The organism is Corynebacterium ulcerans, from assembly GCF_900187135.1.
GTDB classification, from domain to species: domain Bacteria; phylum Actinomycetota; class Actinomycetes; order Mycobacteriales; family Mycobacteriaceae; genus Corynebacterium; species Corynebacterium ulcerans.
The window spans coordinates 1,592,634-1,617,895 of sequence record NZ_LT906443.1 but is presented as its reverse complement, the minus strand read 5'-3'; the positions used below and the strand labels follow the sequence as shown (position 1 = coordinate 1,617,895).

Below are 25,262 nucleotides of genomic sequence, written 5' to 3'. Positions count from 1 at the left end.
TCGCTATGACGCTCATACCCCCTCCCCACCCCTTCAGCCAGCTAACAAGGCGAAAAACTACAGCTCTACCTGCCTAAAAGTCATATTGATTCGCCCCTTTTCAAGCCCGCAGTTGTCCGGGACAGTGGCGGCGTCGATACGCTTAATACCGTGAAATATCTTCCTCGAAGGACCGCCAAATACAAGTGCATCGCCACTTAATAACAGTACGTCTTGCCAGGGCTTATTCCGATTTTCCGAGTTTCCTGCTCTAAACACCGCCGTGGCCCCTATGGATAGTGAAACAACCGGGGCCGAGGACTCCTCGAAAGCATCTTGATGTAGCCCCATCCCTGAGCCTGGCGGATAGTAGTTCACGAGTGCAGCATCGATACGGTAATCAGAAGTCCACGGGGCCAAGGAGGAATCGAGACAGGCTGCCTGCCGCATGGCTTCATATGCTTGAACCAAAAATCTGTCTGGGATGGCAGGAACTTTCTGCCCCTGCCATTCGGATACATACTGATGAGATCTATATTCCCAGTGCTTTCCCAACGACATAAGATGCGCACTCATCGTCCCTGTTTTCCACTGCTGCTGGTGCATTGCCAAAAGCGTATGAGCTAATCGACGCGCAACTGCACGCGCTTTCCCCACCATTGCGCGCTGTTCTGCGAGCGAGAGAAAACCAGGGAGATGCACGATCCCAGGCCTGACTACCTGCGGAGATCTAGGTACGGGATAAGAATCGAAAAGCGTAGGCACTCACCCAAATGTAGTAGCAATGTCAAACGCAGTTTTTAGAATCGTGCACATGAACTTTGATCCTCTAAACCACAGCACTTTGAACGATCTTCGCAGACAAAAATGGCACCTTCCAGTATCTGCTGAGATTAGAGAACAAACCGAGCGGACCGCAGAGTTGGTGTATGACTACAACCACACACGACCATCGGATTCAAAGCGACTAAAGCAGCTACTCATGCACATATTGAGCCCTCAATCTGAGGATTGCACAATTAAACAACCGATGACCATTGAGTACGGGTGCAATACCACCGTGGGCAAAGATGCCTTTATTAATTACAATGTGACGATCCTTGATACTGCTGAAGTAACCATTGGCGCCCATGCCATGATCGGGCCCAATTGCCAGCTCGTCACGGTCACACATCCCGTTGATGATGCGGAGATGCGAGCAGGTGGCTGGGAGATAGCCCATCCCATTGCCATAGGCGATCATACTTGGTTGGGTGCAGGAGTAATTGTGTTACCAGGTGTTTCAATCGGACAACACGCGGTTATCGGGGCTGGCAGCATCGTTTCTAAAGACATTCCTGATTATGCCATTGCTATGGGACAACCCGCGCGCGTCGTCAGAATGCCTTCAGAAGCTAGTTATGAACGATCAGAGTTAGCTGCAGGGCTTCCGATTCAAGGCCTCAAATCGGCAGTGAGAACTGATGATGTCACGCAGTAGCATATATCCCACTATGACTTTCTTTGATCTCGATTCCATTGGCAGCGGGCTTCCAGTTATGGGTTCGATTTCCGCAATAGAATCGGCTTTGTTCTCTTCTGGTGTCGTGATAGTCCAAGCTCCACCAGGTACAGGAAAAACTACAGTCGTTCCGCCACTGATTGCCAATATTCTGCGTAAAAGCAGGCCTCAAAATCAGGGAAAAGTACTTGTGGTGGTGCCTCGTCGTGTCGCTGTCCGCGCAGCTGCTCATCGACTCATGTTCCTCGATGGCTCACATAAAAAGGACGCGCGCGTGGGCTTCAGTATGCGAGGAGAGTCTCAGCACGGCAAGCTCGTAGAGTTTGTTACTCCAGGAGTGCTTCTGCGGCGCCTTATCTCAGACCCAGAATTGCCTGGAGTTTCAGCAGTCATCGTGGACGAGGTTCACGAGCGACAACTAGATACCGACTTGGTTCTCGGTATGCTCATCGAACTCCGAGAGTTGCGTCCCGACTTACTCCTCGCAGTTATGTCTGCAACTGTAGATGCGTACAACTTTTCACGTCTTGTCGGCGCAGCTCCCATTGTGGCAGTAGATGCAATTACGCACCCCGTGAACATAGATTATCTTCCTGCACCAGGGCGCTCGGAGTTCAGTCGGGACTACATCCATCATCTAGCCTCAGTGACCGCACAGGCTGTATCCCAGTCAGAGAATTCTGCGCTCATCTTTGTCCCCGGTGTCCGTGAGGTTTCCGCCGTCTGCGCTGCGCTAGAGTCTGCTACACACATCAAGGTTCTTCCACTGCATGGGCAACTGAACAACACCGAGCAAGAAGCTGCGCTTCGCCCCGATGAACAACGAATAGTCGTATCCACTTCTATCGCGGAAAGCTCTCTTACCGTCCCTGGCGTGAGAATCGTCGTTGACGCAGGACTTTCTCGTGTCCCTAAACGGGATGCGGGAAGAGGAATGAACGGTCTGATCACGGTAAGCACTAGTCAATCTTCTGCAGATCAGAGAGCTGGCCGAGCTGGACGTGAGGGACCAGGTAGCGTACTGCGGTGTTATTCAGCCCAAGAGTTCTCTCACTTTAGCCCCCATATCTCACCAGAAATATCTTCCGCCGATCTCACTCAAGCAGCCTTATTCTTAGCTAGCTGGGGTGCCCCAGAAGGTAAAGGATTCCCGCTGCTTACCGCCCCACCAACAGCAGCAATGGCGCAAGCACTAGATACGCTTACTCGATTAGGAGCCCTGGATGCTTCAGGGCATTGCACAGAACTTGGTCGTACACTAACAACGCTCCCTACAGACCCACGGCTCGGACGGTCCCTCCTGGAGTGCGGTGTTTCAGCAATCCCCACTGTCGCCGCCTTAGGCGCGCATATTCGAGGCGATGTTTCCAAAGAAATCCGAAACCTTACTGGGCAGCGCCACTATGAGTCAGAGAAAACTAGATTAGAAAGACTCCTTTCACACAAAGGTGGTGTTTCTTCTCCCGAGCGCCACGCCTACCAGGAAAAGTCCGCCCCCATGGTTTCTCCTGGAGAAGCCATTGGGCGTGCTTTCCCAGAAAACATTGCTCGGGCAGAGGGCGAATCATATTTATTGGCCAAAGGTACAAGAGCGGTTCTCCGCAACATTCCATCGTTATCGGGCGCGCCATGGCTGGCTATCGCAGAAGTCGCTTTGCCACAAGGGGTTCAGAACCATGCGGTTATTCATACGGCGGCTGCTATCGATCAGGACACTGCGTTAGAGATCATTGGCACGTCCGAAGAGGTCACAGCCACGTTCGTTGAAGGAAAGCTACGAGGAAGTCGCGTGACGCGAGCAGGCGCCATCGTACTCAACTCAACGCCTTGCGCTTTGGAAGGAGAATCCGCACGGAAAGCGCTTGCGGAGGTAATGCGATCTCACGGATTGACCCTCTTTAATTTTTCAGAGAAAGCTTCGTCCCTGAAAAATCGACTCCGCCACGTATTCGATTGTTACGGCGCCCCTTGGCCCGACGTCGATTCCATTGCTGTACAAGAATGGCTCACTCCAGAGATCGATCTTCTTGTATCGGGGACGCCCATCGCCAAAATCGATATATATCCAGCGCTCCAACGGCTGCTTCCATGGCCCGAGGCCACGCAGTTAGAGGAATTAGCACCTAGTGCCCTGCGCGTGCCCAGCGGCCGCAGCGTCAGCATTGATTACTCCGACGAACGGCCTAAGATCAGCGTCAAACTACAAGAATGCTTTGGACTGCACGACTCCCCTATTATCTGCGGACAACCACTGCAATTCCATCTTTTATCTCCGGCGGGTAGACCACTGGCCGTCACCGATGACTTGCGCAGTTTCTGGGCTGGCCCCTACGGCCACGTCCGCTCAGAGATGCGAGGACGTTATCCCAAGCATCCCTGGCCAGAAGATCCTACAACAGCGTTAGCCACCGGAAAGACTAAAAAAGCGCTCTCATAAACTAGGCTTCGGCAGACTTACCCCAATGGTGGCGGCGGAGCGGGTGCACCTTGTGGCGGGGCTATACGGGGATAAGCATCAATGTTTTGACTACTTGTATCCGCCGACCCGAGTCCACCTGGCCGATGCGAAGCAGGGTCCCAGCGCCCCTCTACAAGCTTTTTCTGTGACCACAGACCAAGCCCAAGGATTGCGATACCGATAAGAACAATCAGGATAAGTCCCACGGTCTGTCCCCTGTGGGCCGCCCCACCGATAAGTATTCCAAACCATCCGAAGTCTGCATCACCAAAAGTGGTGTTTGCTTCCCCGAAAGTGCCAAGGACTCCGAGGAGAAACGCAGGAAGGAAAGTGATGAGCAGCCCGTTAGTAAAAGCACCGCATAGCGCCCCTCTGCGCCCACCGGTGGCATTGCCATAAACGCCCGCCGCGCCACCAGTGAAAAAATGTGGAACGAGGCCGGGAAGAATCAGAGCTACCCCGAATACTGGGTTCAGCCATACGGAAAGCACTGCTAAGCCGACAAGACCTCCAACAAAGGAAGAGATAAAACCTATGAGCACAGCATTTTGTGCGTACGGAAAGACGATAGGACAATCCAATGCAGGAATTGCTCCAGGAACAACTTTTTCTGCGATGCCTTGAAAAGCAGGAACTAGCTCTCCCAGGATGGTACGTACACCAAAGAGGATCACGGCTACTGCTACGCCGAATTGCAGGCCTTGGGTTACCGACTGCATTAGGTAATTTCCGACGCCTGTAGCCCCCTCAGTAAATGCAGCGAAAGCCTCAGTTTGACCAGCCCTAAGGATAAAAAGCACTGCTAGGACTACATACATCAGCGCCATCGATAGTGCAGTAGCAACCATGGAATCGCGTAGGAATCTGAGCCCTTCAGGTAGTTTCATTTCCTCAGTAGAAGGGCTGGCTTTCTTTCCTTTGCTTCCCACCAGCGTGCCCACGGCGCCTGCGGCTACATAACCGGCGGTACCAAAGTGGCCAATCGCTACCGAGTCGTCGCCCGTGATCCGGCGGGTCCATGGATGTGCGATGGCCGGGAGGGAAACCATCAAAATGCCAAGGAGGATAGCGCCGAGGATGATAACCACCCATGGGTCAAAACCAGCAGTGGCCATCACTATGGTCAACAACGTCGCCATAAAAAGAACATGGTGACCAGTGAGGAAAACATAGCGTAGTGGTGTGAAACGCGCCAGCACCAGGGATACGGCGTATCCCAGGATCATAAGCCACGCGACCTGGCTGCCGTAGTGTTCCTGAGCAATTCCCACGATCGCCTCGTTGGTAGGTACCACACCATGCGCCCCGGTGGCACCCTGGATCATCACTCCTAGTGGTGCCAAGGAAGCCGAAACGAGGCCCGCGCCTGCGCCGATGAGAAGAAAACCCAGCGTTGCTTTCAGCGCACCGCCAAGAACCTTGCCAGCGCCTCGCCCCATTGCGCCGAGACCAACAGCCGTGATGATGCCGATGAGAAATGCCGGGACTGCAAGGATCTCGTTGACAAGAAATTCCGCAATCGAAAGTAGGACGTTCATGTGTGCCTCCGTTAGACGTCGAAAAGCTGACGTAGGGCTGAATCAATTTCTGCTGGTGAAGTGAAGTTTTGGATAATATAGACTGGCACACCTAGGTCACCGAGAGTCGCTGCAATCTCCCCTGAAGTCAGTATGAAATCCGCCTCATGAGCACGCCCCTTTGCGGAAATCGTGTCGGTTGCTTCGACCGAAAAGTAGGGGGACCACTTCCAATAATCGAGCACCTGTTCCACCGTGTTTTTCAAGAACAAAGAGGTCCCCAGACCGTTCCCGCACACCGTGAGTATTTTTCCTTTGGGCGCTGTCGTCTGCGTACTGGAAGGAGCAGCTGTAACCGTTACCGCAGGCGTAGACGCAACATTCAAGCCAGTGCTCAAGCCATCCCCCAAACCAGCGACGGAACCCAAAACCTCCCGCAATTCCGCCACAGTCTTCACCCGATCAAGTGCCTCCCTGCGCTGCTTGTCACCCAACAACTGCGCCAAATCTTTCATCGCGGCAGTATGTGCGGTGTCAGCTTGCGCAGCAAGCGCAACCACCAGGTCAACGGGGTCATTTTTTGGATGACCAAAGGAAACTGGCTGCTTCAAACGCAGCCAGGACATCGCAGTCTGCTTCACTGCAGAGGACGGGCGAGCATGGGCAAAGGCAAAACCTGGTGCCACGACGATGTACGGACCGTTGGCGTCCACGTTGCCGATCATTGCCTCGGTATACTCGCCCGTTATCGCGCCGGTTCTTTCCAAAAGGGCGCCGGCGCTGGCAATGGCATCACGCCAGGTTTCCGCCTCCCCGTGCAGTTCTATTGATTCATCTGCAAGCAGCTCGTTGAGCATTGACATCGTGACATCCTAAGGAGTTCAGCACTCACATGCGACAGCAGAAGTGCACACTAGAAACCTGATGGGACAATGTATAGCATTTACGCCCGGCGTCGTCAGTTGCCAATTTCACGCTTTTGCGCATTCGTCGCAATCGGCACAATCTTCACAACCTGCAAGCCCACCACCGCAAGTCCTACACGCCCCGCACCTGCTGCACCGTCAGGTAGATGCTCATCACGATTACCAGGGTCAAAAGTGCTATGCGCAGAATCTTGGTCCCGCCGCCCAACACGGTTTTGGCCCCGAGTTGTGCGCCAGCGATATTCGCCACAGCCAGCACAATTCCTAGGGACCACAAGACATGACCCGACGCAATAAATACGATGAGAGCCCCTAGGTTGGTAGCAGTATTCACCACTTTGGTCAGGGCCGCCGACCGCAGAAAATCTTGAGAGAGCAGCGCGGTAAAGGCCATGATCAAAAACATGCCGGTACCAGGCCCAAAGATGCCGTCGTAAAGCGCAATAGCACCGGTCGCTACAACAGCAAGGCCACGCCGCCTAGCGCTCGCAGGTTTTGTGGAACCATCCTGCCCAAATTCTGGTTTGAGGGCAACAAAAATCCCGGCTACCAGCATGAGTACGATCACGATCGGTCGCATCACGTCTTTGCTTATCGACGCCGCCAGCAAAGCACCACCCCCCGAACATAGGGCGGCGATAGGCACGAGTTTTAACACTAGCGAGCGATCAACACCTACTTTTCGCGTCATCGTCACTGCGGCTGAGGCGGTTCCACTGACAGCCACCAATTTATTAGTAGCGATAGCGGCAACTGGGGCAAGTCCCGGCGCGACGGCCATGATAAGTGGAATAAGAACTAGCCCTCCGCCACCGATCATGGCATCAACCCACCCAGCTATTCCGGCACCAGCGATCAAAATCCCCCAGCCACTTACAGTAATCTCCACCGTTGCCTCCGATTATTGATGGCTGCCAATTTCATCAGAAGATATTACGCTCGGTAATAGTCAAAAGTGATCTATTTCAGAGGTCCTTGTGAACCGGAGGAATGTCCATGAAGAAGCACTTCACCGTAGCATTATCCGCAATAGTTCTCTTTAGCGTGAGCGCATGTGCACATAGTAAACCGCCACAGCCCACGCCTACAGCCGCCGATGCCTCAAGCATGTCTGCAACCACAGTCCCCCAGACGACCCAACAGCCAACAACTCAACCACCAACAACCCAGCAGCCCAAGCCTGCGTCGAGCCCGCCGTCGACAAGCTCTGCCATGCAAAAAGTAGTAGACCCGGCGGCTACTCCGATCCCAGCTGGGGGCTATCTTCTGCCGCTGGATAAAGAAGTCACTCTTGCTTGCGTAGTTGATTATCCGGCAGGTGTCATTGCCGATTGCTCCCCCACCACATATGCGATTACGTGGAAAGCTACGAGCGGAAATCATCCACAGGCCAATAGGATCAAAGCCACATTTTCACCGTTGACGCTGAGCGCTACTGGCGATGGTGCCGCTGTCGACGGCAGCGCGTTTAAGCGTCTCGACGCCGGCAAGAAGTACTCCGCCGACGCAGTCATCATCGATCTGACGGCACCCGGCAGCGTGACGATACGTGAACATCAAGGCCCGGGAGTCCGGATTACCCGCGATTCTTTTGAAAAAGTCTCAGCTTCAAGGTAGTGCCACAGGCCACAGGATGGGATTAAAGTCGAGTGCATTCTAAGAGAGGAGCACTCGACACATGAGGCGATTCATGACAGATAAGGATCTGGTTTTCCGCTGGTCTGTGGTGGCGCCTGTGTCCGTTGCGCTTGGCTTCCTCTTCGCTTTTCTCCATGTTCCTGCCGCATGGATTCTCGCAGCTATTGTGGTCTCTGGCGCCTCGGCTCTGATGACGGGCAAAGAGTTGCCGATGAACCGCCACTTGTTTAATTTTGCTCGCGGATTTATCGGTATCCTCGCAGCTCTTCCCCTGTTATCTACGCAATTGAGCCAACTCGCCCACTTTGTCTTACCCAGCATCGCGGTGACCATTGTGACGTTGGCGATTGGCATTGGTGGTGGGTTATTACTAGCCCACAAAGAACCTGAGATTAGCCAGGAAACTGGGGTGCTCTCCATGTTGGCCGGCGGAGCCTCTATTATGCCGATCTTGGCTAAGGACCTAGGCGCCGACTATCGCTATGTCACGCTCAGCCAGTACCTGCGACTCCTCGCAGTCTCTGTGTCCCTTCCTTTGATAACGCATCTCTTCCCGCATACACCCGCCAGCAATGCTGTGTCTGCAGCAGCGCAATCACAGCCGTGGTGGGCACTGGTCATCGTGGTTGTTATCGCTTTGGTTGGTCATCGGGTGGGTAAATTTTTAAGGCTGCCGGCAGCATCGATTCTGGGGCCGATGCTCCTGGTGGTCATAGTCGGACTGCTTATCCCCTATGAAGTGAGTTTCGCTCCCCCTGAGCCTGTGCGCTATTTCGCTTTTCTCTCCATCGGATGGATCTGTGGAGGTTCACTCTCTTTAGCCGCACTCAAAGCATTCGCAGCTCAGCTTCCTTCCACCATTCTCTTTGTTGTTGTGTTGATCGCAGGCTGCGCACTGACCGCGTGGCCTCTCATGTCTGTGCTGCATGTTTCCTATTTCGAGGCGTATTTAGCCACCAGCCCGGGCGCCTTAGAAACCGTACTTGCGCTCTCCAGCGAAGGCGGTGCGGGTTCGGTCGTGGTGGCTACTCAGGTTATCCGAATCGTGAGTGTTCTTGCACTAGCCGGATGGATACCCGCGCTTATCAAGCTACTGCAACGGAAAAAATCCTAGGAGCTCGTATCGCGATCATCAGGCTGTTCAGACTCCCACTGCCTCTTCTGCTCTTCAGACTTCTTGTGATTCCGGATCGCCATGATGCCCACAAAGATAGCGATCACCAAAGGGATCCACACTTTTTTATATTCAAGAAGAAACATAACCCACCACGGGGCATCAAAATGAGGTAATTCCCAATCAGGAAACTGCACCACGGGAAGCGTGATCTGCGGAAACCGTGGAACAGGAAGCTCAATCGAGGGAAATTCGGGAAGATCAAAGAAGTCCCAGTCGGGCAACAGCTCCAACAGTTTCTTCACAATCCTGCTGACTATTGGCCCCAGAACGATCACGGCAATTGCCCAACCGCTCTTTCCCAGACCTGCCATCATAGGGAAAAGGATCCGCTTTATGCTGCTTTCTTCCATCGCCTGGTGGCGCTTATGCCCCCGAGTCCCCACGGGTGGAGTGAACTCTATGACCTGGCTTCCTTCACGATACTCAATACCCAGAATCTCGTTGAATATAGTGGAATGCACATAAAGGTGCGGCTTTTTCCGGTTTACTTTTGCCATAGCCGGCATGGCTAAAGAATTGTCTACGGATTTGTTCAAAGCTATTCGGCCCGAGGGGACGTCGTTAAGCCGTCGTCGTACCTCACCGTTCACCTTAATTTGCAACCGGACCGGGGGATTATGAATAAGCGCTTCTATGCGTTCTTTGAACCCAGCGTTGGGGCCAACATGGCGGATCTCTTTCTCAGAAGGTTCCTCGGGCCAATCCGGATCGGCTGCCCGAAACTCCGCATCATAACCGCGTTCCACACTGATAAGCCCCAGTTCAGGATGTTCAAAAGACCATATCTCCATCAGTCTTCCTCCCCCAAGGAGCGCATACCCTGAGGATCTCCAAGGGCACCGCCCACAAACGCGAGGATCACCATGATCGGAAGATAGATCCACGTTCCCGCATTAAAGTACATCTGCATAGCAATGAAATACGCCGCTCCTACCAGTAACGGAAAGCTAGCGGTAAAACGAAAGATTTTTGCGTCAAGAAAACCAAAAACCAAGGCCATGAGTAGTAATGCAACTAGTATGACGCCGCCACCGGCAAAAAGATGAAGCAGCGGCGGTAGCAGAATAATCATGAGCAAAAAAGCCACGATCATTCCGTAGCTCCAAGGCTTGCGCGAACTCTTCTTTGGTTGCTCTTTTTCCATGATCGCTTCCTAAGGATTAATTTTGCTCATGAGATCATGTACAGCAGCAAGATCCTGATGATCGAGTCTGAGCATCTCCATAAGTTCCTCTTGCATCTCATCAGCAAGCGGTTTGAGCCGTTTGCCCTTAGCAGTGAGGAAAATGCGTAGTCGTCGGTAGTCCTCCTTTTCATGCTGGCGCCGAACAAAGCCATTATCTTCCATGCGCTGCAACAGAGGAGATAGAGTTCCGCTATCCAGGTTCAACGGATCTGCAAGCTGGCCAATCGACCTACCATCTCGCTCCCACAGACAAACGAGAACCAAGTACTGCGGGTAGGTAATGCCCCAGTCATCAAAATAAGGGCGATATATACGCTGCATCAGGCGGGATGCCGTGTACAGCTGAAAGCAGATGAGCTCATCAAGTGCGTGATCTTTGGCCATGCATTAACTATATTGTGCGCAATTAAATTACGCCAAGCTTAATTATTTTGAGCCCTCCGCAATAGATCCGCAGCAGAGGACTCTATACTAGCCTTTCAGGACTTGCGTCCCCAGGATAGACATGGGGATTGATCCATACGACAATGCACGAGTATGGAATTGTTTAAGCGTCTGGCCTTGGCTTAGTGCGCTGTCACGCAGCTGTTGCCACAAGCGCTGCCCCAAAGCATACGAAGGTGCCTGACCAGGCCAACCCAGATAACGGTCCAGCTCAAAGGCAAGATTGGGTTCGTCCATGGCAGTGTTCTCTCGTAAGAAGAATTTTGCGTACGACGCATCCCAGACGCTCGTTCCCTCTGGGGTCCGCTTTCCCAGATGAATTCCAATGTCTAAGACAACGCGGGCTGCACGGAGGCGTTGTGCATCCAGCATCCCCATCCGCGTACCTAGATCATCGTGATAGCCCAAGTCTGCCATCAGCTGCTCAGCGTAAAGCGCCCAACCCTCGCCATGCCCTGAACACCAACAGGCTATCCTGCGCCAAAGATTGAGGTTCTCACGCTCACAAACCGCCTGGCCGCACTGAAGATGATGCCCTGGCACAGACTCGTGAAAGACGGTGGTCAGCTCTTGCCACGTGTGAAAAATATTTTGGCCCGCTGGAACAGACCACCACATGCGGCCTGGACGAGAAAAATCATCCGACGGCGGGGTGTAAAAAATGCCACCGGCACCTGCAGGATCAATGCAAGCTTCCAGGGTCTGTACTGGTTGCGGAATGTCAAAGTGAACGCCGTTGAGGTGAGCGATAGTTTTATCCGATTGCTCCTGCATCCATTCTCTCAACGCGTCCGTACCCGTGATGGTGTAGCGCGGTTCAGCATCAAGTTTCTTCATGGCAGCAGCAACGGAAGTCCCCGCCCCATAGAGTTCCTCGGAGATACTTTGTTGTTCGGCCACTATCTCTTGTAGTCGATCAAGGCCCCACTCATAAGCGTCGTCAAGATCTACTACATCACCTACAAACAAGTGGCTAAAGCGTTCGTACCGTTCCCGGCCCACCGCATCGTTGTGAGGCGCATGTGGAGCTAGCTGGTCACTCAGCCACTCCGCCATAGATCCAAAGGACTTCTTTGCAGACACTACGGCGGCAGAATGCGGATCCACGCCCAGTTGATCGAGCATGGAACCTGGTTGGGTGAGCTCACGACACTGCCCAATGACGGTCTCAATCTGACGAATCGCCGCCACTTTTCCATGAGAGGCCGCCACAGTCAAAGATTCACGGTATCCCGCAAGAGCCTTTCCCACCTGAGACAAACGAGACGCAATGGCCTCCCGCTGTTCTTCAGTGTCCTGCGGCATCAGCAGGAAAGTATCCCTGATGGTCTGGATCGGAGACGCAATATTATTGAGCTGGCCTAAAAACTCGTCATTATGATGCAGCGATAAATCTAGGCACACCCGGTCTCTCAGCACGGCAGCGGTGACGATATCAACCTCATCAAAATCATCCTCGTCATCGCAGTCATCAGTGCCGTCGTCGAGAGCATCAACATCCGCGAGCATCTCACGGTTACGGTCCGCCACGGCCTCCCAGTATGCCGGGGAAAAATCTTGTAGTTCCCCGTCGTGCCCCGCGATGCCCCATACCGTCGCCTCCGTCGGCGATAGCGCAGCAAGATCATGAACAAATGCTTCGCAGGAAGCATCAAGGAGCGAGGGAGTCCGCACGTCCGCATTTCCGTGAGTCATGATTGGCTAGTTTAGCTAGAAGCTCGAATCCTTCCAAGCAACAAGACACATTTTATTTTCGTCTTTATCAAGGAAGGACCCGCGGAAAATCTCCGCCCTTAGCGTGCCGGCTAGTTCCATTTCAGGCCGGGGTTGACCCAGCTGGCAAAGCCCTCGAAAAGCTCATCCGTATTACCTGCAACAACCAGAGCGTCAATGTATCGCTGCGCAATAAATCCTTCTTCGCTCATCGCCTGGAAGGCCTTGACCAGTGGCTCCCAATACTCTTCTACGTTAAAAAGCGCCACGGGGCCACAATAAGGGCCAAGCTGCTGGCAGACCAGCACCTCAAACATCTCTTCCATGGTGCCCATCCCACCGGGCAAAACTACAAAGGCATCTGCCAGATCTTCCATCCGAGTTTTACGCTCAGCGATGGATTCTGTGATGTCCAATCGAGTGAGCCGTGGGTGCGCCTGTTCTAAATCAACAAGGTTCTGCGGCATAACGCCATGGACTTCTCCGCCTGCAGCGATGGCCGCGTCCGCGGTCTCTCCCATCAGGCCGAGTTTGCCGCCGCCATAGACCATGGTGATGCCTCGCTCCGCGAGCGCAGTACCAAGTGCACGCGCCGCAGCAGTGTATTCCGGACGTGCCCCATGCGCAGAACCGCAGTACACAGCCACGCTCCGAATTTTCGGGCTGAGGGTTTTCAGCATCACGCTGCCTGCCTCAGATCCACCATCCTGGGTGACGTAATCACAGCGCGCATAAAGGCGTCGAGCGGGGCTTTCCTTCTCCACGTTCACTGCAATTCCTGGCCAACCATGAACCCGACCATGCTCTTCAGCCTGGTCCAACATCCATTGGCCCACTCCCTTGCCATGCCACTCCTCCGCAAGGTAGAGCGTCAGTTCCGGCACGCTGGCATTGATAAAACCAAATCCCTTAATAAAGGCAACCCACATCATGCCGACGGTTTCCCCCGCGTCATTAGCAAGCAGAAGACCTATATCGCCACGAGCAGGATCAAAACTGAGGTAATTGCGCAAAGGTTCGGACGCACAATCCTGTTCACCAAAGCGTTGCTCAAAACGATTCAGATTTTTTAGCAGTGCGGTCTTACGTGCATCTGTATCGTCCGCACTCATGGCACGAACAGTCAGGCCGGAAATCAGTGGATCCTGAGGGGAAAAGCTCATGGGGAATCAGTCTAGTGTGACTCCCCCACAAAACTATGAATGCATATGCTTATGGCGCATGTCCGGTGCTCACAGCGGTGGCCGACGCGTGGCGTCGATAAGCTTAGCTTGCTTTACGACGACGCGACCGCACCATATCCCAGATCACACTGCCCACGATGAAAGCCAGGCATGTAATTCCGAATACCGGGGCGAAGACTCCGTAGGCAATCATTCCCACCACCGCAAGGATCCCAGCTACGCCAAAACGACGTTCAGCACCGCGAGCACGTCCCGGCGCATCAGCCACGAGCTGACCTTGCGGACGACGCTGGAACCACAACATATAACCACGAACGACCACAATAATGATGCCTACCGCAAGCAACCCCAGCACGATCTGGTTAGGAAGCCCCAGCATCGTGCCCATGTGTAGCTGGATCATCCATGCAGTGGCCTGAGCAGCAAAAGGCCAATCCACAAATGCCAAGCGTGCGGTTACTTCACCAGTATCGCCGTTAACCGCAATGGAGTTGTTGTCCTTGCGATATGCCTGACGGTTCTCCATAACACTCCACGCCTGACCCGCCTCGCTTGGCGGGCGCAAGGTGACTCCACTACGCAATTCAGTGGCAGCAGTAGCCGCGACTTTTGTGGATTGTGCAGCAAGGCTCAGCTTTGAGGGTGCTGCCGTCGCGGAATGCCCGCTGTGGTCATGACCAGCATGATCGTGGCCGGCATGCGGATCTTTCACCGCAGGGGCAGCTGCACCGTCGAGAGAAGTAGTCACTTTGGGAGTGGCCCAATTCAGTTCAGTACGCACCTTGCCAATATTGGTTCCAGCCACTGAAGACCAGGTCAAGCCAGTGAAGGTGAAAAAGATCATGCCTAGAGCAAGGGCGGTACCCAGTGCGCCGTGCCAGCGCAGGTTTCTCGTGCGTCCACGGCCGGATACCTTCAGCATAGAGGCGATTCGGCCGGCACCATTCCGCTGGCGCTTCCACCAGAGATACACACCGCTCACCGCCAAGACCCCAAGCCACGAAGCTGCAAACTCCGAATAGAAGCGTCCCGTATCTCCCAACCACAGATCGCGGTGCCCATGAGATAACCAATCTCGCAAAGGCAACGCGCCAGAGTTGCCATATTGGACCATATCTCCCGTGATCTCACCGTTGTACGGGTTCACAAATACGGCATCGCTAAAGCTTGCACTCTTGGTGGGATGCTTAAACAGTACTCGTACTGCTTGGTCTTTCTCACCAACCCGAATACCGGTCATAGGCTGATCAGGGTGCCGCTGCGTCGCAATATCCACGATCTTTTCCATCGGGAGCTGCTTCCCATCAGCAGGGACCTCAACAGTGATGTTGCTGGAGTACACCGCCTTCTCCAGGGTCGGCGCAAAGGCATAAGCGAGGCCGGTAAGAGAAGCTACAAAGATAAGCGGTGCACAGATGATTCCCGCAAAGAAATGAAGTCGGCGTAGGTGGCGCGGCAGATGACGGGATTTCCCGCCGTTTTCACTGGCACGTCCACTCCCAGGTTTTGCAGCTTTTGCTGCGCTTCCTGCCGAGAGGGCTTGATCGGTGGTGACCATGTATTCCTATACCGCTTTCGTACACGAGTTGGATTACGCACAGACTGTGGCCACAGTCGTACCGCGAGGGGATCCGTTCCACTCCGCGATGGGCGCATCTACAAAGAAACGATCTCAGTGCGAGCACAGACGAGAGGCGTTTCCAGCGAGCTCAGAGATGCACCCGCGCGACGTTAGTAGTTGTCGCGTGAAAGCCGACAAGAGTTCCCAAAGTTCAAACCTTTATTAAATTTTTTTCAACCCATCGAAGTTTGATGCCATGTCACCTACGTCACATGACATGGAGAAATACATCACCCAGCGCCATAAAAATGCTTGCACTTATTTCCCCCAGCCCCTCGCAATTGAGAGATGCAGCCGGGGGTATCCATCCCCCAATTCGCGGTCAACCTTCTCCTTTTACCTATCAGCGTTCATAGCCCCCACAGAAAAGACCAGGACCTAAATGCCAACATTTAGCTCAAAACTTTTTTGCAAATCGTTTTTGAAAATACACCGCTCAGCGACACTTTTTCTCCGGCCCAAATATTCTGCTAAAAATATACTGGTCGGTCTATTTAAACTCTTCATATCTATATTTAAGCTGCTCACAGGTTATCAAACCCGACCAATGAGGGGGTGAATAATTTAGACTGCGCGGTCTATCGCTATAGAATTTTATTATGCACACGCGCAGCCACTTGAGGAATACCCCTTCTTTTACTCAGCCGTCAGTACCGGCTGCATCGTGCCTGCACCTCATCAGGCACTTCCAGCCGGTAACACGTTCTAAACTCGTCACCGGATCCGGAAAATCCCAGCCCACCGTGACCCGCGCCGTCGCCGCGCTCATGGAGGCAAAGCTCGTTCGGGAAAGACCAGATCTTTCTATTCCCAACGGGCCGGGACGCCCAACCATCCCTATCGAACTTTCCGTATCCCCCTGGGCGCAGATCGGCGTAGCAGTAGGAACCAAAACCACATACGTAGGTGCATACAGCACGCGTGGAGTGGTGATACAGGAAAAAATCCTCGATATTGTTCCTGCTCAGATGAGCGCCGACCAATATGCAGAAACACTAGCCATAGCCATCCGAGAAATCGCAGAGCTTAGTGAGCTCCCCCTTGCCAACGTAGGCATTGCAACATCGGGTCACGTCAATTCCCTTGGCCTTGTCACTGCGAAAAACCTTGGCTGGGAAGGCGTAGATCTTGCTGGTCGAATCTATAACCGCATCTCTGCTCCCGTGACCGTCGCTAGTGCCATTACAGCTATTGCAGGTGCTGAGCAACAGGCACAAAATCCCGATGCGCCCGCCAATTCACTCATCTTTTATGCGGACGATTCCATCGGCGCAGCGCTTCAAAATCCCCAAGAGGTAGTGATATTGCCTCTCGATGAGAACATTCATGGGTCCTCTTCCCTGGGAGCTTCAGCCGTAGCCCTAGTAGAACAGACGCGCCCAAAGGTCATAGTCCTTGCCGGCTCGGCATTTGAGAACTCAGAAGATGCCCTCGCTGTGGGCCAGGAGCTACGCAAGTCGCCCCATGGAACAAAAGATAAGTTGGAGATCCGAGTGATCCCCACCCACCTTGATAATGCTCGTGCTGCCGCTCGGGCCATTGCAATGGATCGACTAATAGAAGATCCATTAGGCCTTGCCAAGCGACTGGTCACTCGACGCAGATAGCTCTAGCTAAAGCGCACCTGATCAAGGCTCAGGCTCATCCCGAGTTCCCTGTGCATGCTGGCAACATTCACATACTTGCCAGCATGCGGGATGAAGCCTGCCGATTGTTCGGAAGAAAGCACCCGCCGAACTTGAGCTGGAACCCCAGCAGCGAGAGACCCGGCGGGTATTTCTTGCCCTTCAAGCACAACAGCTCCCGCAGCGATCAGGCTGCCCGCACCAATAACCGAGCGCGAAAGCAACGCAGAGTGCATGCCTACCAGAGTCCCGTTGCCCACGGTTGAGCCATGCACCAAAGCCATGTGACCCACCGTAACGTCCTCGCCGAGGATGCACGGCGCATCGCCGTCGACATGCAGCACTGAGTTGTCCTGGACGTTGGTTCGCGCGCCCACACGAATCATGTTGATGTCTGCTCGTAAAACGCAGCCATAGAACACAGAGGCATGCGCCGCTATCTCTACATCGCCGATCAAGGTGGCGTTCGGGGCGATAAAAGCGGTCTCGTGAACTCGCGGAGTTTTCCCATTGAACGGCAAAATAATCGGGCCAGAATTCACAGATTCTCCTTTAATGTATGCTGTCGAACAAAAGAGGGCATATATCCGCTTACTCTACGGGGGTGGCCACACACGCACTCAGTCGCGCGCATAGCCATCGTTAACCCGACGGCTCTCTGCCCGACCGGGATGCGCTGGGAATTCCGCAGGGTATCCCATACCAATAACCAGCCCCACCGCACGATCGCTGCGGCCTGCTAACCCTATAGCCTCAAGAACCTTCGCTTCATCCCACCCCGTGGTAGGCGACGTGGCAAGTCCCTCGCCTTGGGCAGCGATCAACGCAAACCCCGCCACCAGCATGGCATCTTTGAGCGCGGTCTCCCTCAGACGCGCAGCATCGGCTTTAGCTAAAACATTGCGCACAAATGCCGCGCGTTCTGCACCAAGGACCTCGTCAAGATCCTCGGGGACGTCGGCACGCGCAACCGTGACCAGGACCACCGGGGCGTCGCGAAGCTGCTTCTGCCCGGAAGCCGCAAAAATCTTGTCCTTGATCGCCTGATCCCGAATCACTACGAGATCCGCACGCTGCGCATTAAACGCACTCGGCGCCTGAAGAGCTTGCGAAACGACGACGTCAAGCACCGCGTCGCTCACCTCCTGCTCGGTGTATTGACGAGTGGCACGGCGGTTCGCAATTGCCTCAGCAACAGTAAGGGACACGGGAAACTCCTTAAAAACGCTCACTGAATTTCTTAGGTATGGTACGAAAGTATCCCCAGCAGGAAACAATCGCAAAGGAGGTCGCGCTCCCGCATGGCAATTATCGACGCTCCACTGCCGCTCTCCGCGCGGCTTCCGGCACGAGGGCTTTTTGAAGACGACTGGCGCGCCCGCCCTACCTCGCGACACCCCTACCCAGTGATTTTGATCCATGGCACCGGGGTGACCAAAGGCGACTGGATGGAACTGGGCACAGACCTGCGTAAGAAAGGCTACGCGGTTTTCGCACCCGACTTTGGGATGCGATCAACCGCCGCGGTGGCCGAATCAGCAGACCAGGTCGGCGCATATATCCATGCCGTGCTCAAAGTCACCGGCGCCGAGCGAGTGATCCTTGTCGGGCATTCCCAGGGCGGAATACTCGCCAGGTATTGGATGCATCACTTAGATGGAGCCCGCTACGTCACGCACCTCATCTGTCTCGCAGTTCCCAATCATGGCACCTCCCACGGCGGTGTTATCAGTCCTCTTACCCGCACTGCCCGCGGCACAGTCGTGGTGGATTCCATCATCACAAACTTCTTTGGGGCCTCGGGATTTGAGATGCTTGCCGAAAGCGACCTCATCCAAGAGCTCAACGCCAACGGCGATACACTGCCCGGCATCTATTACTCCTGCATCACCACAAAATCAGACACCATCATTCAGCCAGTGGAATCCTGTTTTCTCACCGGCCCCCTCGTCCGCAATATATACGTACAAGCAGTGTCAAAGCGCGCAATAGTTCTCCATGAAGACGTTCCCCATGATCGCCGCGTACGACGCATCGTACTCAGCGAACTAGAACGAGTGGAACGTCTTACCGCTAAAAAGCACGTGCGCACCGAACATAACACTTAACTTCCCACGGTGTTATGTTAAGTGGGAAGTTAAGTGTTATGTTGCCAGTTTTTCCATTCTGACCTGCATAAACAGCATGACACTACTGGCGCTGCATACTTAATACAAGACGAAGAAGAAGGCTTCGCCCAGATCGTTGTCGCAGCATCCGCAGAGAAAGCCTGGGCATCGCCCGAGAAAGGCGAACCCGCACTATCTCACCGATTTCAACAACCCTAGAACATAGATCAACCAGACTTGCTGTGCGCAGGATGCGACCTGAGCCATAAACGGTTTCTGCAAAGGAAAGCATTGAATAAGCTTCCTCAGAAGCGCCAACGCTGTTTGTTTCCATATGCCATCACCTCCCACACTGCAGAGCGAACAGCGAGCGAACTAACTCCAGCGACAATGACGAGTCGTCCATCAAAACATCACTCCCGATCATCAATGTTTTCACCATGCCTACAGCCTCCTTCCGCGCTATTTCAGTATGCTTAGTCGTGAGCAAGCGCGGTCTTTCATTTAGGGATGAGCTATCCAAGGACGGATGTCCAACAGTAAAAGTTACTGCGTTTGCTCCTCCTTAAAATAGCAAAATCTACATGAGATATAACATTACGGATGTTATATTTCCATTGACTCTACTGCTTTATCTTTCTAGAATCGTCACTAAAGTGGCCGAATCACAGAAAATATGGAGTGAGGCGGTCTCCACCAATAAGGCAAAGGATCACAAGCAATGGGAACGCTTTCTTATACAGACTTGGTTAAGGCCTGCAGCGCAGGAGGATCTTCAGTCCTCACCTCCATAACGGAACTCGAGGCCGCAGTCGGCCAGCATGGATCAGTCGCACCTGCAAAGTTTGTCAATCGTTCAGAACCTGTCTTTGCTTTCGAGGACCGCTTTATAGATGGTGAGTCCAAGCGAACTGTCCTTATCGATTCCAAACAGTCTCAGCTCAATCGCGCAGAAGCAGCACTGATGCAGGCCATCAACGAGGGGAATGAAACTCTCAACCGAATCCCCAGAATCGAAGTTTCTTACAACGACAGCAAAGTCTTCTCCGATTTGGAATTACCGCACCGCTTTACAGACGGGCATATCCGCGCAGGGTCAATCGACGGTAAACCAACAACCGAGAATGATCTCTATATTTCCGCCCGGAATTCCACACCACGCAACATGAAACCGCTACTCAATTTGGCTCCGTCCGCACTCATTTTTGGCGGCTGGGATGCTAGCCGTAAAAGCGACCAAGTGAAGCTGCGCAGCGCTTTAGTCGGAGAAATCATCGGAGTGTTAGCCAACCAGAACCGTGCGGAATCGTATTCACGGCGCGGTGGCGCGCGAGTAGACCCGGTGGCCGCCAGTGTAAAAATGACCGGAACTGATCTTAAAGAAACCGCCTTAGTTCAAAGCCATGAGCTAAGTCAGAAAACTCGTTCAAAACTGGATAATCAGGTGAAAAAAGCCAAGAAGGGCGAGACCGTTTCCGCCTCCCCTCTTGGACTTGGTGCAATTCCCCCGTCGCTTGAGTCATTGGGTGGAGTGGCGTGCCAAAGAATCATTCGTTCCTGGGCATTGAGCTTTGCTGCGCTTCGCCAGCTGCGCTTCGGCGGCACCGCAGAGCAAGACATCGCAGCTCGCGCCCTGCTCGCGGCACTGGGGCTAGCAGCTATGGCACGCGCCGAATCAGAGTTAAACATTCGGGCAAACTGCGACCTTGTAGAACAGGGAAAGCCGGTCGTCACGCTTGACCTACGCTACGGAGAAAAGCGTGAACTAGAACCTATTTCCGTGGAAGCAGCGGACGAGCTGCTCAAGGAAGCAATTGCCAAGGCCAGCGCATGCGGAGTCTCGGACTGGGAAGGGCAAATACTCCACGTCACAGGCAATCCAGTTGTACTGCGCGGAGCCACTGAAGACGACGCAGAGGCAGAGTAACAAATGCCAAAATATTGTCTCACTGCAAGATTCCCGCTGGGGGTCTACCTGGGGCATACCGGCGACGCTAACCGAGACGCATATCCCGATCCGGCTCGGTTGCACGCGGCGCTTATGAATGCGGCAGCTCAAGGTGTTCATGCAGAAGAAGATCCCAACGAACGTCAACTCAGACCCAACCAACAATCGCTACAAGCACTGCAATGGTTAGAAGCACATCCCCCCACCGGTTTAGCGATGCCTGAGCAGCAATGGCTCTCCCCGGATATATCACGAATGATGTACCGAAACGTAGGCTCAGTGAAGATCGACAAAACTGGCGTAAGACTTAATTTTGAGAACCGCGCTGTCTCCGATGGCGTATCCGTCAATGGAGCTTATGGGTATATCTGGGACGAGATGCCCGTGGATATAGCAGAAGCCATTACCGCATTGCTTCCCGATGTCGCATGCCTAGGAGAAGCTTCTTCTCTCGTAGTACTTGAACAGCAAGAAATCGAAGCCACGCTTACTCTTGATCCTCAAGCGACCGCTTTTTCAACCGAACGCGTTCAAGTCCGAATAGCACTGCCTGGACGTACTCAGCACCTCAGAGAAGTGTTCCATGCGAGGTATGGAAAGAAGCCTCCTTCCAAAAAAGCGGACAAGTTCTTAAAGGATGACCCGATCCATGATCCTCCGATCCCCAAAGACCACTTAGGTACGGCTCGCTATCTACGCGTCAACGCTGCGGATAAGGAATGCGCAACGCCCTGGACAAAAGTCATTTTGTTGGAGGTACACGGTAAACAGCTGGGGCCGGAAGAACAGGTTCGCGCAGCCGTTGCCCTTCATCGAGCCCTTATTGCCAGAATTAGAACGGATGTCTCGCCAGTTATCACTGGGCGTTATGCAGCTGGGGCACAAAGACCAGCAAATAATTTAGCCATCCAATACATACCGCATCATCACTTAGAAGCGCTTGGATTGAAAACCTCAGCGTTCGCGCTTCTTGTCCCCCAAGATGCTGATTCCACTGTGTACGAGCAGCTCAACCAAGCACTCACCGGACCTTTTCCGCTCAGAAGCGGTGGGAAACTCTTGTGCCAGCTTAAGTACAACGGTCACGTATTCAGAGGCGATGCATTTTGGCCAGCTCCTCAACCAGGAACTATCCGTATGTGGGAGCCATTAAACGTCTTTATCCCAGAATCGCGACCCCACAATAAGCAACAAGGTGTGCTGTGGCGCCTGGCGGATGCAGGCTTACTCTCAGTGGCCTTCGTCTGGCGCGACAACTTCCCGACCAAGGAAACTGGCCCTGCACGCTATGTCGAACTACGCGACGCGGCCTATAACGCAGATGTACGGATTTTTCATGATCACCCCGTAAGCAGAAATACCCGTCGCTTTGTCCACAGGACCAACAGGAGTTTAACCATCCAACCTTGGCGAGGTCTCGTGCACTTGGGGAGCCTCCAGCAGGATAGAGCGATCATTGCGCTGGGGCAATCACGCCATTTGGGCGGAGGTCTGTTAATCCCTGTGGATATTCCCAGAAGTGAATTCGAAACGATGACAAGCGAGATGACTCATGCCTAGCATTACTTTCGATGCATTCTTTGCTGAGCTTAACGACGGCCACCGTCCTTTCGCGTGGCAACAACGTCTAGTCGATGCCGTAATGAAAACAGGCACCTGGCCGGCACAGATCGTGGCTCCCACCGGAACTGGCAAGTCGTCTGTTGTCGATGTACACCTCTATCTCAACGCCTTATATGCCCTGGGAGAATGCCCCCGAGTTCCCAGGCGTCTTAGCGTTGTGGTTAACCGCCGAGCATTAGTAGATAGCCACATTGATCGTGCAGAAACAATCTTGCGCACAATGCAAGAGGCTAAAGCCGGCTCGGTATTGGCAACACTATCTCAAGCACTAACGAGCTTAAGGTCTGATGCACATCAAGACCCGTTTATCGTCAGTCGATTACGAGGCGCGCTCACAAATAAGACTCTGCCGGTAAATAGCCTTGAAGCTTGCGCCATCATCGCAGCTACACCGGACATGTGGGGATCACGTGCTTTGTTCCGAGGTTATGGTTCCGGAAGGCTAGCTCGGCCTAGAGAAACCGCGCTTTTTACGATGGATGCCGTTGTGCTTCTCGACGAGTCACATTTGAATCGTCAGCTCCTGACGACTGCGCGTCGTATAGCTGCATTGCAGGAGTTGGAAGTAGATCTTCACGTGCCGCGATTGCAAGTTGTCGCTGCAACAGCAACATCTACTGAAACCCTAGGTCTTGCCCAGAGCATCGGTGTATTCGAGGAAGATTGTGAGCGTGATCCAGTCATTGCTCAGCGCATCGATTCGTCCAAGCATCTTTCGCTCTTAAAGCTCAAAAAATGGAATGGGCGACCCAAGAACTCTGAGATCATCGCCACCGCAGTGGAAGAGGTCCTCAGATTATGCGCCGATGCAGACAGCACTGTGGGCTGCATCGTAAACCACGTGGAAACGGCCACAAAAATCCACCGGATACTCAAGAAAAAGGGTCTACGCAGCGAAATCTTAGTGGGCAGGATGCGGCCGCATGATGTTGCACAGATGAAGGCTCGGCGACCAGGGCTTTTCACCATTCAAGGCTCTCAAGAAGTAGACGTGCTGGTGGCTACTCAAACCATGGAGGTTGGCGTTGACGTCGATTTTGCCCACTTAGTCACTGAACTCGCACCAGGATCATCTCTGACACAGCGCTTTGGCCGGGTCAATCGACTCGGGCACCGCGTAAGGAGCGAGGTTTCTGTACTCATCCCGTCAACTGCAGACGCGATCAAGACAGATGTACCTCCTTATACCAGCAAGGATCTCCTCAATTCTCTCGCATGGCTAGAGCAATTAGCAGAGGCCGGAACAGTAAATCCGAGAAGATTGCTTGAGCTTCCTGCTCCTGAAGAATCACCTGGTCGGGTATTATTGCAGCGCCTGGAATGGGCAGACCTCCATAATTTATGTAGAACAACCGATCCCCTGTTTGCCGAACCAGACCTGGATCTGTGGTTAAGAGACTCGTTGGAAAAAGACCCTGCTCTTGGCGGCGTAGTTGTCCGGTCCCCATTGCCGGAAGATTTCAACGCGGCAGTAGAACTACTCAATGCCACAAAACCCCAGGATTTTGAAACTTTCCCCGCCAACATCGCGGTGTTGAACAGACTCAAAGATGTATTGGCCCCTACTGACGAATCTTTCAAACAAAAAGCTTCAGCAGTTAGACACCGCGCATTCTTATATCGAGACAGTGAGGTAGTTTTACTCGATCACGACAAACCGCTTCGTCCTACCGATATCCTCATTATCGAACCCGGCACGCCTTTTACCACGGAAGGTGTCGCCTCGGCGACGCCCGAAGACTCCGAACTCATCGACCCAGCTCCACTTCCTGGAATTGACGTTCATGTATTTGACTCCGCGATGGACAAAGCAGAGGCCGAAAGCTTTAAACAGATTGCAGCCGAACTAAGCGAAGATCCAGAAGAAACTCCTACAGAGAGTCAACGGTCAAAGGGCTTTCAGTGCTCCACAATGGTGCTTGAAACCGATCACCACCATGGGTTTGATGCAGTAGTGCCGTGGTACATCACTGAAACCGACGATGCTATCCGAGCAGAAGAAGAGGCTCTCCAGGAATGGTCACCGACGTCCAAGACGGTAACGCTTCAACAGCATCAAGCTGATGTTGCTGAACAAGCAGACAACCTGTGTACCAGTGTGGGATTACACCATGACTTCCACCAGATCGTCGTCCAAGCAGCAGCGCATCACGATGACGGAAAAATAGAGCCACGATTCCAGACGTGGTTGCGTGGTGGAAAAACATCGGATGATCAGGAACCCTGGGCCAAAAGTGCGCAGAGGAATCGACAAGAGATTCGCCGCGCAAAGAACATCTCTGGTGTGCCACCAAAATGGCGCCATGAGCAGCTTTCCGCCCTCAAAGTTGCAGTTCAGCTCGGGTATGACACTCCAGAAACGGAACTGATCCTGCGGATAGTGGGATGCAGTCACGGCCACGGAAGATCCACTTTCCCGTATTCCTCCTGGGAAATGATTTCCCCGCTCGCCACTGATCAAGAACAGGCAGTGGCACGTCACCTCTTCTCCGAGGGCGAATGGGACAGCATCATCGAGCGAACAAACAGGACAATCGGCCCTTATGCCATGGCTTACTTAGAGGCTTTGCAGCGGGCAGCTGACGCTCACGTTTCATCGGAAGGAAGGTAGCTC

22 protein-coding genes are annotated in these 25,262 nt (G+C 53.5%); 9 read left to right on the top strand and 13 right to left on the bottom strand.

What is annotated here, in order from left to right:
* Positions 1–57 precede the first annotated feature (57 nt).
* Entirely contained in the window at positions 58–744 is a 687-nt protein-coding gene (locus CKV68_RS07220) for an alpha-ketoglutarate-dependent dioxygenase AlkB (RefSeq protein ID WP_167376974.1), read from the bottom strand.
* A gap of 49 nt (positions 745–793) precedes the next feature.
* Between CKV68_RS07220 and CKV68_RS07215 the strand changes: the two genes are divergently transcribed.
* Together CKV68_RS07215 and hrpB are read left to right on the top strand one after the other, a co-directional pair.
* The gene (locus tag CKV68_RS07215; RefSeq protein ID WP_231910423.1) at positions 794–1,459 is read left to right on the top strand and encodes a sugar O-acetyltransferase; all 666 of its coding nucleotides are present in this window, start codon (positions 794–796) and stop codon (positions 1,457–1,459) included.
* A 13-nt stretch (positions 1,460–1,472) separates the two neighbouring features.
* The gene (hrpB, locus tag CKV68_RS07210; RefSeq protein WP_095075906.1) at positions 1,473–3,917 is read left to right on the top strand and encodes an ATP-dependent helicase HrpB; all 2,445 of its coding nucleotides are present in this window, start codon (positions 1,473–1,475) and stop codon (positions 3,915–3,917) included.
* Positions 3,918–3,934: 17 nt separating this feature from the next.
* Here hrpB and CKV68_RS07205 read toward each other — a convergent pair whose 3' ends face one another.
* The 3 genes from CKV68_RS07205 to CKV68_RS07195 form a co-directional block, all read right to left on the bottom strand.
* On the bottom strand, positions 3,935–5,476 hold the full coding sequence (locus CKV68_RS07205; protein ID WP_095075905.1) for a PTS ascorbate transporter subunit IIC: 1,542 nt from the start codon (positions 5,474–5,476) through the stop codon (positions 3,935–3,937).
* 11 nt (positions 5,477–5,487) lie between these two features.
* Entirely contained in the window at positions 5,488–6,318 is an 831-nt protein-coding gene (locus tag CKV68_RS07200) for a PTS sugar transporter subunit IIA (RefSeq protein ID WP_095075904.1), read from the bottom strand.
* A gap of 175 nt (positions 6,319–6,493) precedes the next feature.
* Positions 6,494–7,270, bottom strand: a complete 777-nt coding sequence (locus CKV68_RS07195; protein WP_095075903.1) for a TSUP family transporter — start codon at positions 7,268–7,270, stop codon at positions 6,494–6,496.
* A 107-nt stretch (positions 7,271–7,377) separates the two neighbouring features.
* On the opposite strand from CKV68_RS07195, the gene CKV68_RS07190 reads away from it, so the two are divergent.
* Together CKV68_RS07190 and CKV68_RS07185 are read left to right on the top strand one after the other, a co-directional pair.
* Positions 7,378–7,998 carry a hypothetical protein gene (locus CKV68_RS07190; RefSeq protein ID WP_038617265.1) on the top strand — a complete coding sequence of 207 codons (621 nt, stop codon included), beginning with the start codon at positions 7,378–7,380 and terminating at the stop codon, positions 7,996–7,998.
* 61 nt (positions 7,999–8,059) lie between these two features.
* Complete coding sequence (locus CKV68_RS07185) at positions 8,060–9,133, top strand: AbrB family transcriptional regulator (RefSeq protein WP_095075902.1); 1,074 nt, start codon at positions 8,060–8,062, stop codon at positions 9,131–9,133.
* On the opposite strand, the gene CKV68_RS07180 is transcribed toward CKV68_RS07185, so the two are convergent.
* The 6 genes from CKV68_RS07180 to CKV68_RS07155 form a co-directional block, all read right to left on the bottom strand.
* The gene (locus CKV68_RS07180) at positions 9,130–9,987 is read right to left on the bottom strand and encodes a hypothetical protein (protein WP_095075901.1); all 858 of its coding nucleotides are present in this window, start codon (positions 9,985–9,987) and stop codon (positions 9,130–9,132) included. The genes CKV68_RS07185 and CKV68_RS07180 overlap by 4 nt on opposite strands.
* Positions 9,987–10,340, bottom strand: coding sequence for a hypothetical protein (locus CKV68_RS07175; protein WP_095075900.1), 354 nt, complete (start codon positions 10,338–10,340; stop codon positions 9,987–9,989). Before CKV68_RS07175 ends, CKV68_RS07180 begins: the two co-directional genes overlap by 1 nt.
* 9 nt (positions 10,341–10,349) lie before the next feature.
* Positions 10,350–10,766: a MarR family winged helix-turn-helix transcriptional regulator gene (locus CKV68_RS07170; RefSeq protein ID WP_014525163.1), complete on the bottom strand. Its 417-nt coding sequence runs from the start codon at positions 10,764–10,766 to the stop codon at positions 10,350–10,352.
* A gap of 87 nt (positions 10,767–10,853) precedes the next feature.
* Positions 10,854–12,521 (bottom strand): DUF885 domain-containing protein, encoded by a 1,668-nt coding sequence (locus CKV68_RS07165; protein ID WP_013910525.1) that lies wholly within the window; start codon positions 12,519–12,521, stop codon positions 10,854–10,856.
* A gap of 110 nt (positions 12,522–12,631) precedes the next feature.
* Complete coding sequence (locus CKV68_RS07160) at positions 12,632–13,702, bottom strand: TIGR00730 family Rossman fold protein (RefSeq protein ID WP_014835693.1); 1,071 nt, start codon at positions 13,700–13,702, stop codon at positions 12,632–12,634.
* 103 nt (positions 13,703–13,805) lie between these two features.
* A complete protein-coding gene (locus tag CKV68_RS07155) occupies positions 13,806–15,281 on the bottom strand; it encodes a PepSY-associated TM helix domain-containing protein (RefSeq protein ID WP_013910523.1) in 1,476 nt (491 codons plus the stop codon).
* A 662-nt stretch (positions 15,282–15,943) separates the two neighbouring features.
* On the opposite strand from CKV68_RS07155, the gene CKV68_RS07150 reads away from it, so the two are divergent.
* Positions 15,944–16,951 (top strand): ROK family protein, encoded by a 1,008-nt coding sequence (locus CKV68_RS07150; RefSeq protein ID WP_013910522.1) that lies wholly within the window; start codon positions 15,944–15,946, stop codon positions 16,949–16,951.
* Between the two features lie 2 nt (positions 16,952–16,953).
* Here CKV68_RS07150 and CKV68_RS07145 read toward each other — a convergent pair whose 3' ends face one another.
* Positions 16,954–17,511: a gamma carbonic anhydrase family protein gene (locus CKV68_RS07145; RefSeq protein ID WP_013910521.1), complete on the bottom strand. Its 558-nt coding sequence runs from the start codon at positions 17,509–17,511 to the stop codon at positions 16,954–16,956.
* A 78-nt stretch (positions 17,512–17,589) separates the two neighbouring features.
* On the bottom strand, positions 17,590–18,177 hold the full coding sequence (locus CKV68_RS07140) for a nitroreductase family protein (RefSeq protein WP_038621288.1): 588 nt from the start codon (positions 18,175–18,177) through the stop codon (positions 17,590–17,592).
* Between the two features lie 93 nt (positions 18,178–18,270).
* Here CKV68_RS07140 and CKV68_RS07135 point away from each other — a divergent pair, with 93 nt between their 5' ends.
* A complete protein-coding gene (locus CKV68_RS07135; RefSeq protein ID WP_013910519.1) occupies positions 18,271–19,077 on the top strand; it encodes an esterase/lipase family protein in 807 nt (268 codons plus the stop codon).
* Positions 19,078–19,159: 82 nt separating this feature from the next.
* Here the strand turns inward: CKV68_RS07135 and CKV68_RS11295 are convergent, their stop codons facing one another.
* Complete coding sequence (locus CKV68_RS11295; RefSeq protein WP_167376973.1) at positions 19,160–19,411, bottom strand: hypothetical protein; 252 nt, start codon at positions 19,409–19,411, stop codon at positions 19,160–19,162.
* Between the two features lie 387 nt (positions 19,412–19,798).
* Between CKV68_RS11295 and cas7g the strand changes: the two genes are divergently transcribed.
* The 3 genes from cas7g to cas3g are packed head-to-tail and all read left to right on the top strand — an operon-like array spanning position 19,799 to position 25,259.
* A complete protein-coding gene (gene cas7g, locus CKV68_RS07125) occupies positions 19,799–21,004 on the top strand; it encodes a type I-G CRISPR-associated RAMP protein Csb1/Cas7g (RefSeq protein WP_095075898.1) in 1,206 nt (401 codons plus the stop codon).
* A gap of 3 nt (positions 21,005–21,007) precedes the next feature.
* On the top strand, positions 21,008–22,585 hold the full coding sequence (gene csb2, locus CKV68_RS07120) for a type I-G CRISPR-associated protein Csb2 (RefSeq protein ID WP_095075897.1): 1,578 nt from the start codon (positions 21,008–21,010) through the stop codon (positions 22,583–22,585).
* Entirely contained in the window at positions 22,578–25,259 is a 2,682-nt protein-coding gene (gene cas3g, locus CKV68_RS07115; RefSeq protein WP_095075896.1) for a type I-G CRISPR-associated helicase/endonuclease Cas3g, read from the top strand. The genes csb2 and cas3g overlap by 8 nt, the downstream gene beginning before the upstream one ends.
* Positions 25,260–25,262: the final 3 nt, after the last annotated feature.